This is a genomic window from Nonomuraea sp. NPDC049419 (assembly GCF_040676995.1).
Lineage (GTDB): Bacteria > Actinomycetota > Actinomycetes > Streptosporangiales > Streptosporangiaceae > Nonomuraea > Nonomuraea salmonea.
This window is the reverse complement of sequence record NZ_JBFAQB010000008.1, coordinates 270,183-285,194: the sequence shown is the minus strand read 5'-3', so window position 1 is coordinate 285,194 and position 15,012 is coordinate 270,183. Positions and strand designations below refer to the sequence as shown.

Genomic DNA, 15,012 nt, shown 5'->3' with positions numbered 1-15,012 from the left:
CGTCTCCGGGCGGCGGGAACGCCGGTCAGCCGGACGCCTCGCCCAGCTCGGCGACGCTCGGCCTGACCGGTTGCGTGCGGGCCTCCAGGTGGGCGAACGCCTCCTCGACCGTCGAGGTCCAGGAGATGGCGTCGAAGACGTCGGGACGGGTGAAGCCCTCGTCGTACATGCGCTCGACGAGCGTCTTCAGCGGGTCGTACAGGCCGAAGGGGTCGAGCAGCACCAGCGGGCGGTCGTGGATGCCGAGCACCCGCGCGCTCCAGATCTCGAACAGCTCCTCGAGCGTGCCGATGCCGCCGGGCAGCACCAGGAACGCGTCGGAGCGGTCGTCCATGACGCCCTTGCGCTCGCGCATGCCGCCGGTCACCACCAGCTCGTCCGACTCCTCGTCGGCCACCTCCATGTCGACCAGGACCTGCGGGATCACCCCGATCGTCCGGCCGCCCGCGGCGCGGGCGGCCGAGGTGACGGCGCCCATGCAGGACACCGACCCACCGCCGCTCACCAGCGTGTGACCCCGCCGGGCCAGCTCGGCGCCCACCTGGGCGGCCAGGTCGATGTATTTGGCGTCGATGGTCAGGCTGGAGGCGCAGTAGACGCAGATGTTCACGCCTTCAGAGCTTATTGCGGCTCCGCCGTCTGGACCGCCGCGGCCTCGAGCTCCTCCTGATGCTGCCGGGAGCGGGCGTGGTCGGACTCGACGATGATGCGGACGGCCTCCTCGGGGTCGTCGGTGACGGTGATCAGGTCGAGGTCCTGGGCGGCGATCTTGCCGGTGCCGAGCAGCGTGCCCTTGATCCAGTCGATCAGCCCGCCCCAGAACTCGCTGCCGAGCAGCACCACGGGGAAGGAGGTGACCTTGTGGGTCTGCACCAGCGTGAGCGCCTCGAACAGCTCGTCGAGCGTGCCGAAGCCGCCGGGCAGCGTGATGAAGCCGCAGGAGTATTTGACGAACATCGTCTTGCGGACGAAGAAGTAGCGGAACTCGATGCCGAGATCGACGTAGTCGTTCATGCGCTGCTCGAAGGGCAGCTCGATGCCGAGCCCCACGGACACCGCGCCGTCGACCTCGCTCGCGCCCCGGTTGGCCGACTCCATGACGCCGGGCCCGCCGCCGGTGATCACCGCGTAGCCGGCCTCGGCCAGCTTGCGGCCGAGTGTGCGGCCCAGCGCGTATTCGGGCGAGTCGGGGGCGGTGCGGGCCGAGCCGAAGACCGTGACGGCCGGGGGCAGCTCGGCGAGCTGGCCGAAGCCCTCCACGAACTCCGCCTGGATGCGCAGGACCCGCCACGGGTCCATGTGCACCCAGTCGGACGGCCCCTGACGGGCCAGCAGCCGCTGGTCGTGGGTGGAACTGGGGACGAGGCTGCCGCGGACGAAAGCCTGGCCCTGTCGGCGTTCTCGACGGATCTTTTCCATGCGGATCACGCTAGTCCTTCTCGCACGTGGCCGGTTCCAGGAACCGCGTCACCGCCCCCTGGAGGTCTCCAGCGTGCATGCCGCAGGCGTAACCGCAGGTGGCGGGGGTGAGAAACCGTTCTGAAAAAACTTGGAAGAAGCAGGGAACCAGATTTCGGCTCCCCCGCGTCTAATCGGCGAGGGTGCTGCTCGGGACTGAAAGTGGTCTTCCCCGCCAAATGGCCGGCGAGGAAGGCCACTTTCATGTGTGGGCCACCTTCTAGGCGGACAGCCAGTCGAGCATCGCCCGCTCGCTCTCGACGATCTTCTGCAGCGACACGTACTCGCCCTGCTGGTGCGCCAGGTTCGGGTCCCCAGGGCCGTAGTTGACGGCGGGGACGCCGAGCGCGGAGAAGCGGGCCACGTCGGTCCAGCCCAGCTTGGCGCGCGGGGTGCCGCCGACCGCCGCCGTGAAGGCCGCCGCCACCGGGTGCGTGAGCCCGGGACGGGCCGCCGGCGCCGCGTCCGTCAGGCTCACCGCGAAACCGTCGAAGACCTCGCGTACGTGCTGCTCCGCCTCCTCGATCGACAGATCGGGCGCGAAGCGGTAGTTGACGCTCACCACGCACAGGTCGGGGATGACGTTGCCGGCCACGCCGCCGCGCACGCCGACCGCGTTGAGCCCCTCGTGGTATTCGAGCCCGTCGACCACCGGCCGGCGCGGCTCGTACGCGTTGAGCCTGGCCAGCACCGGCTCGATGCCGTGGATGGCGTTGACCCCGAACCACGAGCGCGCGCTGTGCGCCCGCTTGCCCGTCACCGTGACGTCGGCGCGCAGCGTGCCCTGGCAGCCGCCCTCGATGACGCCGTCGGTGGGCTCCATCAGCACCGCGAAGTCGGCCGCCAGCCAGTCGGGGTGCTCGCGCGCGACCCGGTTGAGGCCGTTGCGCTCGGCCTCGACCTCCTCGCAGTCGTAGAAGACGTAGGTGACGTCGCGGCCGGGCGCGGGCAGGGTGGCGGCCAGCTTGAGCGCGACGGCCACGCCCGCCTTCATGTCGGTGGTGCCGCAGCCGTAGAGCAGGTCGCCCTCCACCCGGCTGGGCAGGTTGCCGGCGACGGGGACGGTGTCGAGGTGGCCCGCGATCAGCACCCGCTCGGAGCGGCCCTGCTCGGTGCGGGCCACGACCGTCTCGCCCGACCGGGTCACCTTGAGGTGCGGCAGCGCGGCCAGTGCCCGCTCGACCTCGTCGGCCAGCGCCTTCTCGCCGCCGCTGACGGACTCGATGTCCACGATCGCGGCGGTCAGATCGCGTACGTCCTGGGTCAGGTCAAGCATCAGGTGTTCACTCCGTGTTCGCGCAGCACCTCGTTGAGCGCCGCCTTGTCGTGCCTGCTCCCCGGCTCGAGGCGCTTGAGCACCAGCACGCACGGCAGGCCGAACGTGCCGCCGGGGAACTCCTTCTGCCGCGTGCCGCTCACCGCCACGCACCACGGCGGGATCGCGCCGCGGGCCAGCTCCTCGCCGGTCTCGACGTCGATGACCGGGATCGACGCGGAAAGGATCGTTCCCGCGCCGACGACCGCGCCCTCGCCCACCCTGGCGCCCTCGACGATCATCGCCCGGCTGCCGATGAGCGCGCCGTCCTCGACGACCACCGGCACCGCGTTCGGCGGCTCCAGCACGCCGCCGATGCCAACGCCGCCCGACAGGTGGACGTTCCTGCCGATCTGGGCGCACGAGCCGACCGTGGCCCACGTGTCGACCATGGTGCCGGCGTCGACGTACGCGCCGATGTTCGTGAACGACGGCATCAGCACGACGCCCGGCGCGAGGTAGGAGCCCCATCGGGCGATCGCGCCCGGCACCACCCGCACGCCCTCCAGCGAGCTCTTGAGCGGATGCCGGTCGTGGTGGTGGAAGTCGCCCACCTGGGAGCGCGTCATGCCGAGCACCTTGAAACTGAGCAGGATCGCGCGTTTGGCCCGCTCGTCCACCACGACCTCGTCGTCCACCACCCGCGCGACCCTGGCCTCGCCCTTGTCGAGCAGGTCGACCGCGCTCACCACGAGATGCCGGGCCTCGGCGTCGGCGGGTGTCAGCTCCGCCCTGCGCTCCCACAGCTCGTCCAGCACGGCGGGCAGCGGTGACGACGTACGCACGTTGCTCATGGCCTGGGAGCTTATCCGGCCGGGTAGGTTTCTCAGCGTGCGCCCGCGCTTCTCCCGTGCTGTCATCACCATCACGATCATCGTCGTCGTGCTGGCCGTCGGCGTGTCCTTCGGCCTCTACCACCTGCTGAAGCGCACACCGCGGCTGGCGGTCCAGGAAGATCCGTTCTGCGTGGTCAAGACGCCTGAGGGGGTGCTGACCCTCGATCCCGAGCAGGCGCAGATCTCCGCGACGATCGCGGCCGTGGCGGCGCGGCGCAAGCTGCCCGAGCGGGCGGTGGTCATCGCGTACGCGACCGCGCTGCAGGAGTCGAAGCTGCTCAACCTCACCTACGGCGACCGCGACTCGCTGGGCGTGTTCCAGCAGCGCCCTTCGATGGGCTGGGGCACGAAGAAGCAGCTGATGGACCCGGTCTACGCCACGAACAAGTTCTTCGCCGAGCTGGTCAAGGTGAAGAACTACCGGAAGATCCCGCTGGCCGACGCGGCGCAGGCGGTGCAGCGGTCGGCGGGCGGCTACGCGTACGCGCCGCACGAGGGCGATGCGGAGATCCTCGCCGCCGCCTTCACCGGCCGGGTGCCGCAGGCCGTGCACTGCTGGTATCCGGCGAAGAAGACCCCGGCGCCGAAGCCCCGCACCGACGCCGCGCGCAAGCAGCTCGCCAAGGCGCTCGGCAGCACCGCGATCACCACGAAGCGGCGCGGCTGGCTGATGGCGGCCTGGTCGGTGGCGCACGCCGAGAAGTACGCGCTCACCAAGGTCGGCTACAACGGCGCCACCTGGCTCAACGACATCGAGGCCGACGGCTGGCAGCAGGGCGGCGCGGCGGGCGCCCGGCGCGTGGAGCTGGCGTGAGCGGTCAGGAGGCGCGGCGGACGATGGAGATCGAGCCGGGCGGCAGCGGCTGGGCGTAGCCGGCGGTCCACGAGCGGCCCTGGATGCGCTCGAACGACAGCAGCCGCCCGTCGGAGGCGCGGTAGTCGGCGAAGTCGAGCAGCCCCCTGTCGGGGTTGCCGGTGTCGCCCTCGCTCCTGAACGCGGCCGTGCCCCGCTCGATGGGGAAGAACTCCACGCCCTCCATGATCAGCATGCTCTTGGCGGGGACCATGCCCTGGGTCGGCACATCGTTCCAGAGCTGCACCTCAAGATGGGGCGGGTGGCCCGGACGCACCTCGACCGAGAGCCACTGCAGCCGCCGCGAACCGTCGCGCAGCAGGAACTCCACCCACTCCTGCCCCTGCCAGGAGACGTGCATGGCGCCGAGCACGCGCGCGGGTGACCCGAGCACCTCGATCCGGTCGCCGACCTGGATCGTGCGAGGGTCGGTGTAGTCGGTGCCGGCACGGCCGGGGGCGCTGACCGGCGCCGCCAGCGGGGCCTCGACGGAGGCGACCTCGGCCGGTGCGGCGCTGGAGCGGCCCTTCCTGTCTTGCCGCAGGGTGGCCCAGAAGGCGCCCAGCAGCAGCAGGACGGTGGCGATGCTCAGCCCGAGAACGACCATGGAGGTCACGCTCATCGATCAGCTCGCTCCACTCGCGGTCTGCCTCGGCATAAGCCCTTATCAATTTATGCGCGCGGACCCGGCTCCGCCGGGGCTTTGCCGGGTGATCCTACTGGAGGCGGCGCACCGCCGCACCGATCCGCTCATCGGTCGCCGTGAGCGCCACGCGGATGTGCCGCCCACCTGCCGATCCGTAGAATTCGCCGGGAGCGACCAAAATCCCGATTTCGGAAAGCTTGCCGACCTGATCCCAGGCGCTCTGGCCGTTGGTGGCCCAGAAGTACAGCCCGGCCGTCGAGTGGTCGATGCTCCAGCCGGCCTTCTCCAGCGCGGGCCGCAGCAGCGCCCGGCGCCCGGCGTAGCGCTCGCGCTGCAGGTCGGCGTGCTGATCGTCGCCGAGCGCGACGGTCATCGCGGCCTGTACGGGCTGCGGCATCAGCATGCCGGCGTGCTTGCGGATCTCCAGCAGCCGCTTGACCAGGGCGGGGTCGCCGGTCACGAACCCGGCGCGATAGCCCGCCAGGTTGGAGCGCTTGGAGAGCGAGTGGACGGCGAGCAGCCCCTCGTGGGAGCCGCCGCAGACATCGGGGTGCAGGATCGAGACCGGCCGTTCTTCCCAGCCGAGCTCGATGTAGCACTCGTCGGAGGCCACGACCGCGCCGCGCTCGCGGGCCCAGGCGACGACCTTGCGCAGGTGCTCGGCGGGCAGCACCCGGCCCGTGGGGTTGCCCGGCGAGTTGACCCAGATGAGGTCGACCTTCTCCGGGCCGAGCGCGAGCGTGCTGTCGGACGCGGTGCCCGCGGCGCCCGCGAGCCTGGCGCCCACGTCGTAGGTGGGGTAGGCGAGCTCGGGGAAGACGACCCTGCGCGCGCCCAGGTAGGTGGGCAGCCAGGCGACGAACTCCTTGGAGCCGATCAGCGGCAGCACGTCGCGCGGGTCGACGGTGACGCCGTGGCGGCGCGCCAGCCATCCGGCCGCGGCCTCGCGCAGCGCCTTGGTGCCGTGGGTGAGCGGATAGCCGGGGCTGTCGGCGGCCCCTGTGAGCGCGTCCTGGACGAGCTGCGGCACGGGATCGACGGGCGTGCCGACCGACAGGTCGACGATGCCGTCGGGGTGTGCCAGCGCACGCTCCTTGTAGGGCTCCAGCCGGTCCCAGGGGAAGTCAGGCAGGTTGTTCACGGTTCTCCAGGGTGTTGCGGGCTGTCGCTGGAGCGCGCGCGTACGGGGCGCATCCCGCGGGATGCGCCCGTGCACGTCGGGCGGACGATCGTCAGTGATCCTCGCCCTGCGGCGGCAGGGCGGCCACCACCGGGTGATCCTTTTCGATCTTGCCCACCTTCGAGGCGCCACCGGGCGAGCCCAGGTCCTCGAAGAAGTCCACGTTCGCCTTGTAGAAGTCCTTCCACTGCTCGGGAAGGTCGTCCTCATAGAAGATCGCCTCGACGGGGCACACTGGCTCGCACGCGCCGCAGTCCACGCACTCGTCGGGGTGGATGTAAAGCATGCGCTCGCCCTCGTAGATGCAATCGACGGGGCACTCCTCGATGCACGCCTTGTCCAGGACGTCCACGCAAGGCTGCGCGATGACGTAGGTCACCTCGAGCTCCTTCTTCTCCGCACCATGGCATGACTCTGACCGCGGTTTGCTACGCCCTAGTATTGCCGTGCTTGCTCGCTGGCCGAAACGGAGGGTGGCAAACTCGTGGCCGCACGCCTCGTCATCGCCATCACAAGTCAGGATATAGGTGCCCGGATCACTACCCGAAGGCGCGTGCCTGGCGGGTTTCGGGACACGGTGGGCATCCTCGTGTCGTGGGCGGACGGAACTCTCAAGATTCGCAAAAGGGATGGCACGGAGGTGGAGATCCCCGAGGAGACGCTGGTGGCCGCGAAGGTCGTACCGGCCGCGCCTCCTCGACCTGGGAGGATGTAGCGGTAAGTATTCAATCTGTGACCGTACGTACCTGCGCCGCCGCAGCAGCCATCCTCGCCAGCGCCGGATGCGGCGCGTCGTCCACCGACACCGCCACCACCGAGACCGAGAACCTGCCGCCCGTCAACGTCAAGGCCAGCTCGCTCAAGTCGGGCTTCGGCACCATGGAGCGGCTCGTCGAGGCCGCCCAGCAGGAGGGCGAGCTCAACGTCATCGCCCTGCCCCGCGAATGGGTGAACTTCGGCGAGATCATCGACACCTTCGCCGACAAGTACGACATCAAGATCAACGAGCTCGAGCCCGCCGCCAGCAGCAAGCGCGAGCTCGACGTCGCCACCCAGCTCAAGCCCGACGTCTTCGACCTGACCATGGACATGGCGGTCTACGGGGCCGCGAAGTTCGCGCCGTACAAGGTGCAGGGGTGGCAGGACCTGCCCGACCACGTCAAGGACCCGTCCGGCGCCTGGTACGCCGCCTACGGCGGCTACATGTCGATCGGCTACGACCCGCGCGCGGTCAAGCCGCCCGCCTCCTTCGCCGACCTGCTCAAGCCCGGCTACCGCGTCGCGCTCGACGGCGACCCGCTGCGCTCGTCGTCGGCGTTCGGCGGGGTGATGGCCGCGTCCATGAGCTCGGGGGCGCCGCGGCCCGAGCAGGGCGTGGAGCTGTTCGCCAAGCTCAAGCAGGCCGGCCGGCTGACCGACGTGGCCAAGGCCAACGTGGTCGTCGCGTGGGACCACCTCAACGCCGCGCGCAGCGCCGAGCAGGCCGACGCGTGGAAGGTGACCATCCCCAAGGGCGCCGCGCTCGGCGGCTACCACGTGCAGGCCGTCAACAAGGCGGCGCCGCATCCGGCCGCGGCCCGGCTGTGGCAGGAGTTCCTGTTCTCCGACGAGGGCCAGAACCTGCTCCAGAAGGGCTACGCCCGCCCGGCGCGCGGCGAGGCGATGCTCATGAAGGGCACGCTCGACACCGAGCAGGCCCAGAAACTGCCGAAGGCGCCCGGTCCGCCGGTGCTCATGACGATTCCGCAGGCAGATGCGGCGAAGGCGTATCTCAAGAGGGAATGGACGAAGAGTTTGGGATGAGTCCCATGTGACTTGATATGTCGTAGGGACGATCAGGCTCTAAAGTGAACGGACAGCACGGCCACGGGGGCCCGATGTCTGATCGAATGTGAGCTGATCGTCTTGCGATACGACACACCGAGCTTGGAGCGGTGGAACAGTCGCGCCTACGACAGCAGTTTCGGCTACGTCTCCACGCAGGGCGCGCCACTGGTCGACCTGCTCGATCCGCGGCCCGGCGAGCGCGTGCTCGACCTGGGCTGCGGCACCGGAGTGCTGACCGCCCAGATCGCCTTCAGGGGCGCCGACGTGCTCGGCATCGACGGCTCCCCCGCGATGATCGAGAAGGCGCTGGCGCAGTATCCGGGCATCAACTTCATCATCGGCGACGGGCACGACTTCACCGTCGTGGACAAGTACGACGCGGTCTTCTCCAACGCCGCGCTGCACTGGATGAACCGCGACCCCCGCGCCGTCATCGCCAACGTCCGCGAGGCGCTCACGCCTGGCGGACGTTTCGTCGCGGAGATGGGCGGCGCGGGCAACTGCGCCGAGCTGACCACCGCGATGCTGACCGCCTGGCGTGAATACGGCCTGCGCGAACCCGAGCTGCCGTGGTACTTTCCCACGCCTGCCGAGTACGCGCACCGCCTCGAACAAGAGGGGTTCGTCGTCAGGCTGCTGGAATACTTCGACCGGCCCACACCCCTCGACGAGTGCCCCGGCGGCGCCGCCGACTGGGTCCGCACATTCGCCGCGTCGGTGCTCGAAGGGCTTCCCCCCACCATCGTGGAGCCCCTGCTCCGGCGCGTGAACGAACTGGCGGCCCCCGCACTCCGCAGGGAGACTGGCTGGATGGCCGACTACGTGCGTCTACGCTTTGCCGCTGTTCGGCGTTGATGCGTAGAGCATGATGCGTAGGGCTGTTTTGCCGGACTATGGTCTGTTCCGTGGGCGGCGAGATGATGGCTGCACCGCTGCGGCGGCGTGAGGGGCTGGTGAACGGAACGGGATGAACTTCTGCCTGAGCGACCTCGTACCACCGTTGAGGTGGAGCGACGCGTCGACGATCACGCTACTCAGCGGGCAGCCGGATCTGCCGGACGCGTGGTGGCGCAGCCTGCCCATGCCGCGCGTCCTCTCGGCGATCGGCCCCGAGTCGCTGGGCGAGCTGCTGACGGAGATCGCCCTGGAGCACTGGCCCGCCGCGGCCATCGGTGACGTCCTGCCCGCGCTGCACGTGCTGGACCCCGAGGAGGCCGACGAGCCCGCCGTCGCCATCGCGCTCGACCGGGCCGGCTCGTGGGCGGGGCTGCTCGCGCTGACCAGCCGCGAGCTGGTCGACCAGCCGTTCATCCAGGCGCGGCCGGTGCTCAACACGCTGTTCTCCGCCGTCCTGGTACGCCTCGCGCCCGCCAGGCCCGTCGCCGACGAGGCCGGTGAGCCCGCGGCTCCGGCGTCCGTACCGGCCGTGGCGCCGCTCCCCGTGCCGGACGTCGAGTCCCCCGCTCCTGAGGCCGCTGAGGGCCCCGAGCGGGTCCTGGACGCCGACGACGAGCCGGTCATCGACGCGGCCCCCGAGCCTGAGCCTGAGCCCGAGCCGGTGCTGGACGCCGCCGACGAGCCCGCCCCCGAGCCGGCCGCCGAAGAGGCGGAGGCACTGGAGGAGGCTCGCGCGGAGAGCCCCGCCGAGGAGGCGGCCCCCGACGCCGAGGCTTCCGACGTCGAGGCGGCGCACGAGGCCGAGGCTTCCGACGTCGAGGCGGCGCACGAGGCCGAGGCGGTCGCGGAGGAGGAGCCCGCGCTCGACGCCGAGCCCGCCCCCGAGGCCGGCGCCGTCGCCGATGCCTCCGACGCTGAGGCGGCCCACCAGGCGGAGGCGCTCCCCGAGCACGAGGAGACGGACGGCGAGCCGGAGGTCCCGTCCAGCGTCGAACCCGGGTCCGAGGCGGCGGCCGCAGGACATGCGGGCTACGAGTTCACCCCCGAGGACGAGCACGCGGACGAGCACGCGGACGACCACGACGAGGACGAGCAGGGGGGCGAGCAGGGCCGGCCCGGCGGGCAGGAGCTGCCGCAGCTCATCGAGGCCGCGTTCGCCGGTCTCGACGACAAGAGCTGGGCGGTGGCCCAGAACCGGGTGTTCACCGACGAGCCGTCGGCGGTGGACCAGCTCGCCAAGCTCTTCGCCGTCCCCCCTGCCGAGATCGTCTCCACGGAGATGGAGCTGCGCGCCCGGCTGGACCGGTGGCTGGCCAGCGACGACGCGGCCCCGTACCGGGCGCATCTGGACGAGCTGGTCAGGACGCTGGGCCCGGACGCCCCCAAGGAGCAGGTGGTCGGCGCGGCCGACTGGCACCAGGTGGAGATCCAGGCGCTGGAGGTCCCGGCGTGGCAGGTGGTGCTGACCACGCTGGCGCCCCCGCCACCGCCGCCACCGCCGGCGCCGGAGCCGGAGCCGGAGCCTCCGGCGGAGCCGCTGCCGAGGCGGAAGGGGCCGCGCCAGCAGCAGCCGTACCCGCAGCCGCCGGTGGAGCTGGTGCAGTCGGCGTTCGGCCCGGTGCACATGACGCCGGCGCCGCCGCCGGGGCCGCCGCAGTTCCAGGCGTTCACGCCGGTGGTCCAGCCGGCGGGCGAGGCGAACGGCGGCGAGGCGGACCAGCCGTACCAGCCGCTGAAGGACGTCTCGCAGACGCGGCGCTGCTTCCGTCAGCCGGACGGCCGCTGGTGGCTCCGCATCGACGTGACGGCCGAGCAGATGGCCGGGGGCGAGTGCGCGCTGCCGACCGGGTTCGCCTCCTACCTGGGGCTGTCGCCGGGCGAGAGCAGGACGGTCAGGAGCGCCGCGGGCGAGCTGGCGATGACCTGGCACGGCCGGCCCCTGCTGGAGTCGATCGAGCGGCTGCTGGTGGACGTGGGAGCCCGCGAGGGCGGGCACCTGTTCCTGACGCTGTCGGACGAGGGCGTGCTGCGGGCCAGGCATCTGCCGGTGGCCGCCCAGGGAGCCGAGAAGATCACGAAGGCGCTCCGGCTGGTCGGGTACACGGCCCCCGGGGGCACCAAGGAGCAGGCTGCCAGGGTGATCGCCACCCGCATCGGCATGCCGGGCCCCGTCGCTCTGCCCGACCTGCTCGACAGGCTCCGCGAGCGCGGGGACCGCGACCTGCTCGAACTGCTGGACTGAGCCGGTGCCGCGGCTCGCGATCGGCCCTGAGTTTCCCAGGGAGCTCAGCGCACTGGCCCAGCCGGTGCGCAGGGACGCCGTGGTCGCGCTGCGCCGGTTCCTGCTGAACGTGCCGGGCGCGCCGCATCCCGAGCGGGTGCGGGGCGCCAGGGACCCGAGGGTGGCCACGCTGCGCCTGGCGCCGGGCCATCGCGGGGTGGTGGTGCGGCAGCGGGACGTCTACTGGCTGCGTACGGTCCTGCCCGACCCGGAGGCCTGGTCGTACGCCCGCCGCCACCGCTACGGCGTCAACCCGGTGATCGGCGTCGTCGAGGAGTGGGACGCCGAGGCCCTGGAGCGGGTGGAGCCCGCGTTACGCCGCTCGGTGCGGCCGTCGCGGCTGTTCGACGCGATCTGCGACGGCGACCTGCTGGGCCTGGGCCTGGACGGGGTCGCGCTGCCGCTGTTCCGGCTGATCACCACCGAGGCGGACGTGGCCGCGCTTGAGCCGCTGCTGCCGCCCACGCAGTACGCCCCGCTGGCGGTGCTGGCGAGGGGCGGCACCATGGCCGAGGCGTGGCGCGAGCTGGACGCCTGGCGGGCCTCCGCCGACGACGCGGGCCCGATCGACACCGGCGACCTGTACGCGGCCCTGCGGCGCAGCCCCGACCGCGCGGTGTTCGTGCCCGACAAGGTGGCGCTCGACCGGGTGCTCGCGGCGCCCGAGTGGTGCACGTTCCTGCGTCCCGCGCAGCACCGGCTGGCGAAGGCGGCGCGGTACGACCACCCGGTGCTGGTGATCGGCGGCGCGGGCACGGGAAAGACGGTGATCGCCCTGCACAGGGCGGCCCACCTGGCGCTGCGCGGCGCGGGTCCGGTGCTGCTGGTGACGTTCTCGCAGAGCCTGGCCGAGGAGTTGTCGGCCCGGCTGGACCTGCTGATCGAGGACGAGGTGGTGCGCAAGCGGGTCGAGGTGGACAACGCCGAGCGGCTGGCGGTGCGCATCGTGGCCGCCGCGGAGGGACGGCGTCCCGCGCTGGTGGGGCCGGGCGCGCGGTCGCTGGCCCAGCTCACGGACGAGGCGCTGCGGGTGCTGTCGATCGCCACGGGCGATCTCCTGGACGACGTGGATCCGGCGCTCAAGCCGTACCGTCATGTGGTGGTGGACGAGGCGCAGGACGTCAGCCCGGCACAGTGGCGGCTGCTGCGCGCCGTGGTGCCGCGGGCGCGCGACGACCTGTTCATCGTGGGCGACCCGCACCAGCGGGTGACCGACACGCGGGTGGCGCTCGGCGCCGTCGGCATCCCGGCCGACCAGCACCTGCTCGGGGTCTCCTACCGGCTGCCGCAGGAGCTGCTGTCCTTCGTCGTACGGCTGCGCGGCGGCGGCCCCTCCCCCGGTCTCGTCAAGGGCGTGACCGACATGTACGACTACAGCGCGACGCACCACGGCGAGCGCCCAATCGTCAGGGCGTACGACTCGGAGGAGGCGGAGCTGGCCGGCCTGCGCGCCACGGTCGAGGCGTGGCTGGCCGACGGCGTCTCGCCGGCCGGGATCGCCGTCGGGGCCAGGAACCAGCGGCTGGTCCGCGCGGCCAAGGAGACGCTCGACGGGCTGGACGTGCGGGCGCTGACGTTCCAGCATCTGAAGGGGCTGGAGTTCGAGCGGGTGGCGCTGATCGGCGTGGCCGAGGGCATCGTTCCGGAACCGCCGCCACAAAGACCGCCGCAGGACCCGGCGCCCGATCCGTACGCGCGGGCTCGTGCGCTGCAACGCGAACGGAGCATACTGTTCGTCGCCTGCACCCGTGCCCGTTCGATGCTCTATATCTCGCATTCCGGAAGAGGAAGCCCGTTTCTACCCCTCTGATCACATAGTCTGAACTGCGGATATATTCCCATTGCCGGTTGGACCTCAATGAACCTCAGCCTGAGCGACCTCGCTCCACCCCTGCGCTGGACCTCTCCTGGTCAGATCGCGCCGATCGTGGAGGAGCCCCAGCTGCCCGAGGCCTGGTGGCAGGCGATCCCGCTCGATCGCGCGTGCGCCATCGTCGGCACGCAGACCGTGGCGGGCCACCTGGCCGACCTCGCCGTGGCCTGCTGGGGGCATCTCATGCTCGGCGACATCCTGCCCCTGCTGCGTTTCTCCGACCCCGCCGAGGCCGAGCGGTCGCCGGAGACGCTGGGCAAGGACGTGGTGCAGAAGCTGTTCACCGGCGTGTTCGACCGGCTGCTCGAGCCCGTGCCCGAGGCCGTCCCCGCGCCCTCACGTCCCGACAAGCCGCTGCCCGACCTGATCGACGAGCTGTTCGGCGGCCTCGACGACCGGCAGCGGGCCATCGCCCGCGACCGCCTGTACGCCACCCGCAGGGCCACGCTCGACGAGCTGGCCCAGCGCTTCTCGGTCACCCGCGAGCGCATCAGGCAGATCGAGCGCGACCTGCGCGAGCACGTGGACGCCTGGCTGGCCAAGCCCGAGACCGCCGCTCTGGCCGCCCACGTCGTGTGGCTGCGCGGGCGGCTGGGCTCCGCCGTGCCGGCCGACGACCTCCAGGCGGCCGTGCCGTGGCACGGGGCCGAGCTGCGCTCGCTGGGCATCCCGGCCTGGCGCTTCATCCGTACGCTGCTGACCGGCTACGAGCAGTCCGACGGCTGGCTGGTCGCGGGCGGCGCCGACGACCTGCGGGAGAAGACCCGCCAGCTGTTCGCCGACGGGCCGCGCCCGCTGCCCGAGGCCATCGCCATGGTGGCGCAGCTCGGCGTGCGCGAGGACGTCGCAGAGCGGTGGATCCTCGCGGTGCCGCAGCTGCGGGTGCTCGGCCGGCACGTGGTGCCGTGGCCGCGCAGCATCAACGAGAAGGCCGAGGCGGTGCTCGCGGTGGCCGGCACGCCGCTGACGCCCGAGGAGATCCAGGAGCGCATCGGCGAGGACTACAGCCTGGTCGGCATCCGCAACCAGCTCACCGCCGACGATCGCTTCCGCCGGGTCGACCGCAACAAGTACGGGCTGACGCGGTGGGGCGGCGACGAGTACCTGGGCATCAGGGAGATGATCGCCAGGGAGATCGAGCGGGCCGGCGGCGAGGCGTCGGTGAGCACGATCGTGGCCAACCTGACCTCCCGCTACGACGTCAGCGAGAGCTCGGTGCGCGCCTACTCGGGCGGGCCCGGGTTCGAGCGGACGCAGCGGGGCTGGATCAGGGTGGCGGGCACCGCTCCCGGCGGCGAGTCGGAGCCGTACCAGCCGCGTAAGGACGTCTCGGAGACGCGGCGCAGCTTCCGCTCCCGCGACGGCCGCTGGTGGCACCGGGTGGACATCAACGCCGAGCACCTGCGCGGTTCCGGCTCGCCGCTGCCGACCGGGTTCGCGGCCTACCTGGGGATGGCGCCGGGCGGGCAGCTCACGGCCTCCGCGCCGTCGGGCGACGTGGTGATCAGCTGGCACAACCAGCCCACGATGGGGTCGATCAGGAACGTGCTCGCCGAGTACAAGGCGAGCGAGGGCGACCACGTGTTCCTGACCGTCTCCGACGGCGGCGAGCTGCTGACCCGCTACCTGCCCGCCGCCCCTCCTGGGATGCCGCCCGTCAACAGAGCGCTCTACCTGCTCGGCTACACCGCTCCGGTCAGCTCCGAGCTGGAGGGCCTGCGGCTCATCGGCGCCAGGATCGGGCTGTCCGACATGGCGAGCCGCGAAGAGGTGCTGGCCAGGCTGCGCGAGCGCGGCGACAGGGACATCCTCGGTTTCCTGGGCGCGTGACGCCGGGCTAAGCTCG

General features: G+C 71.6%; 13 protein-coding genes. 6 read left to right on the top strand and 7 right to left on the bottom strand.

What is annotated here, in order from left to right; translation table 11 throughout:
• Positions 1-25 precede the first annotated feature (25 nt).
• The 4 genes from AB0K12_RS25015 to AB0K12_RS25000 form a co-directional block, all read right to left on the bottom strand.
• Positions 26-610, bottom strand: coding sequence for a TIGR00730 family Rossman fold protein (locus tag AB0K12_RS25015; RefSeq protein ID WP_364565745.1), 585 nt, complete (start codon positions 608-610; stop codon positions 26-28).
• A gap of 11 nt (positions 611-621) precedes the next feature.
• Positions 622-1,419: a TIGR00730 family Rossman fold protein gene (locus AB0K12_RS25010; protein WP_364565742.1), complete on the bottom strand. Its 798-nt coding sequence runs from the start codon at positions 1,417-1,419 to the stop codon at positions 622-624.
• A 259-nt stretch (positions 1,420-1,678) separates the two neighbouring features.
• Positions 1,679-2,734, bottom strand: coding sequence for a succinyl-diaminopimelate desuccinylase (gene dapE, locus AB0K12_RS25005; protein ID WP_364565739.1), 1,056 nt, complete (start codon positions 2,732-2,734; stop codon positions 1,679-1,681).
• Complete coding sequence (locus AB0K12_RS25000) at positions 2,734-3,567, bottom strand: 2,3,4,5-tetrahydropyridine-2,6-dicarboxylate N-succinyltransferase (protein ID WP_364565736.1); 834 nt, start codon at positions 3,565-3,567, stop codon at positions 2,734-2,736. Before AB0K12_RS25000 ends, dapE begins: the two co-directional genes overlap by 1 nt.
• Positions 3,568-3,604: 37 nt before the next feature.
• Here AB0K12_RS25000 and AB0K12_RS24995 point away from each other — a divergent pair, with 37 nt between their 5' ends.
• Positions 3,605-4,423 carry a hypothetical protein gene (locus AB0K12_RS24995; RefSeq protein ID WP_364565733.1) on the top strand — a complete coding sequence of 273 codons (819 nt, stop codon included), beginning with the start codon at positions 3,605-3,607 and terminating at the stop codon, positions 4,421-4,423.
• Between the two features lie 4 nt (positions 4,424-4,427).
• Here AB0K12_RS24995 and AB0K12_RS24990 read toward each other — a convergent pair whose 3' ends face one another.
• From AB0K12_RS24990 to fdxA, 3 genes are all read right to left on the bottom strand, one after another.
• Positions 4,428-5,084, bottom strand: a complete 657-nt coding sequence (locus AB0K12_RS24990) for a DUF4178 domain-containing protein (RefSeq protein ID WP_364565730.1) — start codon at positions 5,082-5,084, stop codon at positions 4,428-4,430.
• 94 nt (positions 5,085-5,178) lie between these two features.
• A complete protein-coding gene (gene dapC, locus AB0K12_RS24985) occupies positions 5,179-6,249 on the bottom strand; it encodes a succinyldiaminopimelate transaminase (protein WP_364565727.1) in 1,071 nt (356 codons plus the stop codon).
• 91 nt (positions 6,250-6,340) lie between these two features.
• Complete coding sequence (gene fdxA / locus AB0K12_RS24980; protein ID WP_106240826.1) at positions 6,341-6,667, bottom strand: ferredoxin; 327 nt, start codon at positions 6,665-6,667, stop codon at positions 6,341-6,343.
• 353 nt (positions 6,668-7,020) lie between these two features.
• Here fdxA and AB0K12_RS24975 point away from each other — a divergent pair, with 353 nt between their 5' ends.
• The 5 genes from AB0K12_RS24975 (at position 7,021) to AB0K12_RS24955 (ending at position 14,996) form a co-directional block, all read left to right on the top strand.
• Positions 7,021-8,091 (top strand): ABC transporter substrate-binding protein, encoded by a 1,071-nt coding sequence (locus tag AB0K12_RS24975; RefSeq protein ID WP_364565724.1) that lies wholly within the window; start codon positions 7,021-7,023, stop codon positions 8,089-8,091.
• A 102-nt stretch (positions 8,092-8,193) separates the two neighbouring features.
• Entirely contained in the window at positions 8,194-8,970 is a 777-nt protein-coding gene (locus tag AB0K12_RS24970) for a methyltransferase domain-containing protein (protein WP_355424359.1), read from the top strand.
• Between the two features lie 226 nt (positions 8,971-9,196).
• Complete coding sequence (locus AB0K12_RS24965) at positions 9,197-11,254, top strand: hypothetical protein (RefSeq protein ID WP_364565720.1); 2,058 nt, start codon at positions 9,197-9,199, stop codon at positions 11,252-11,254.
• A gap of 4 nt (positions 11,255-11,258) precedes the next feature.
• On the top strand, positions 11,259-13,103 hold the full coding sequence (locus AB0K12_RS24960) for a UvrD-helicase domain-containing protein (RefSeq protein WP_364565717.1): 1,845 nt from the start codon (positions 11,259-11,261) through the stop codon (positions 13,101-13,103).
• Between the two features lie 48 nt (positions 13,104-13,151).
• A complete protein-coding gene (locus tag AB0K12_RS24955) occupies positions 13,152-14,996 on the top strand; it encodes a sigma factor-like helix-turn-helix DNA-binding protein (protein ID WP_364565715.1) in 1,845 nt (614 codons plus the stop codon).
• The last annotated feature ends 16 nt before the right edge of the window (positions 14,997-15,012 follow it).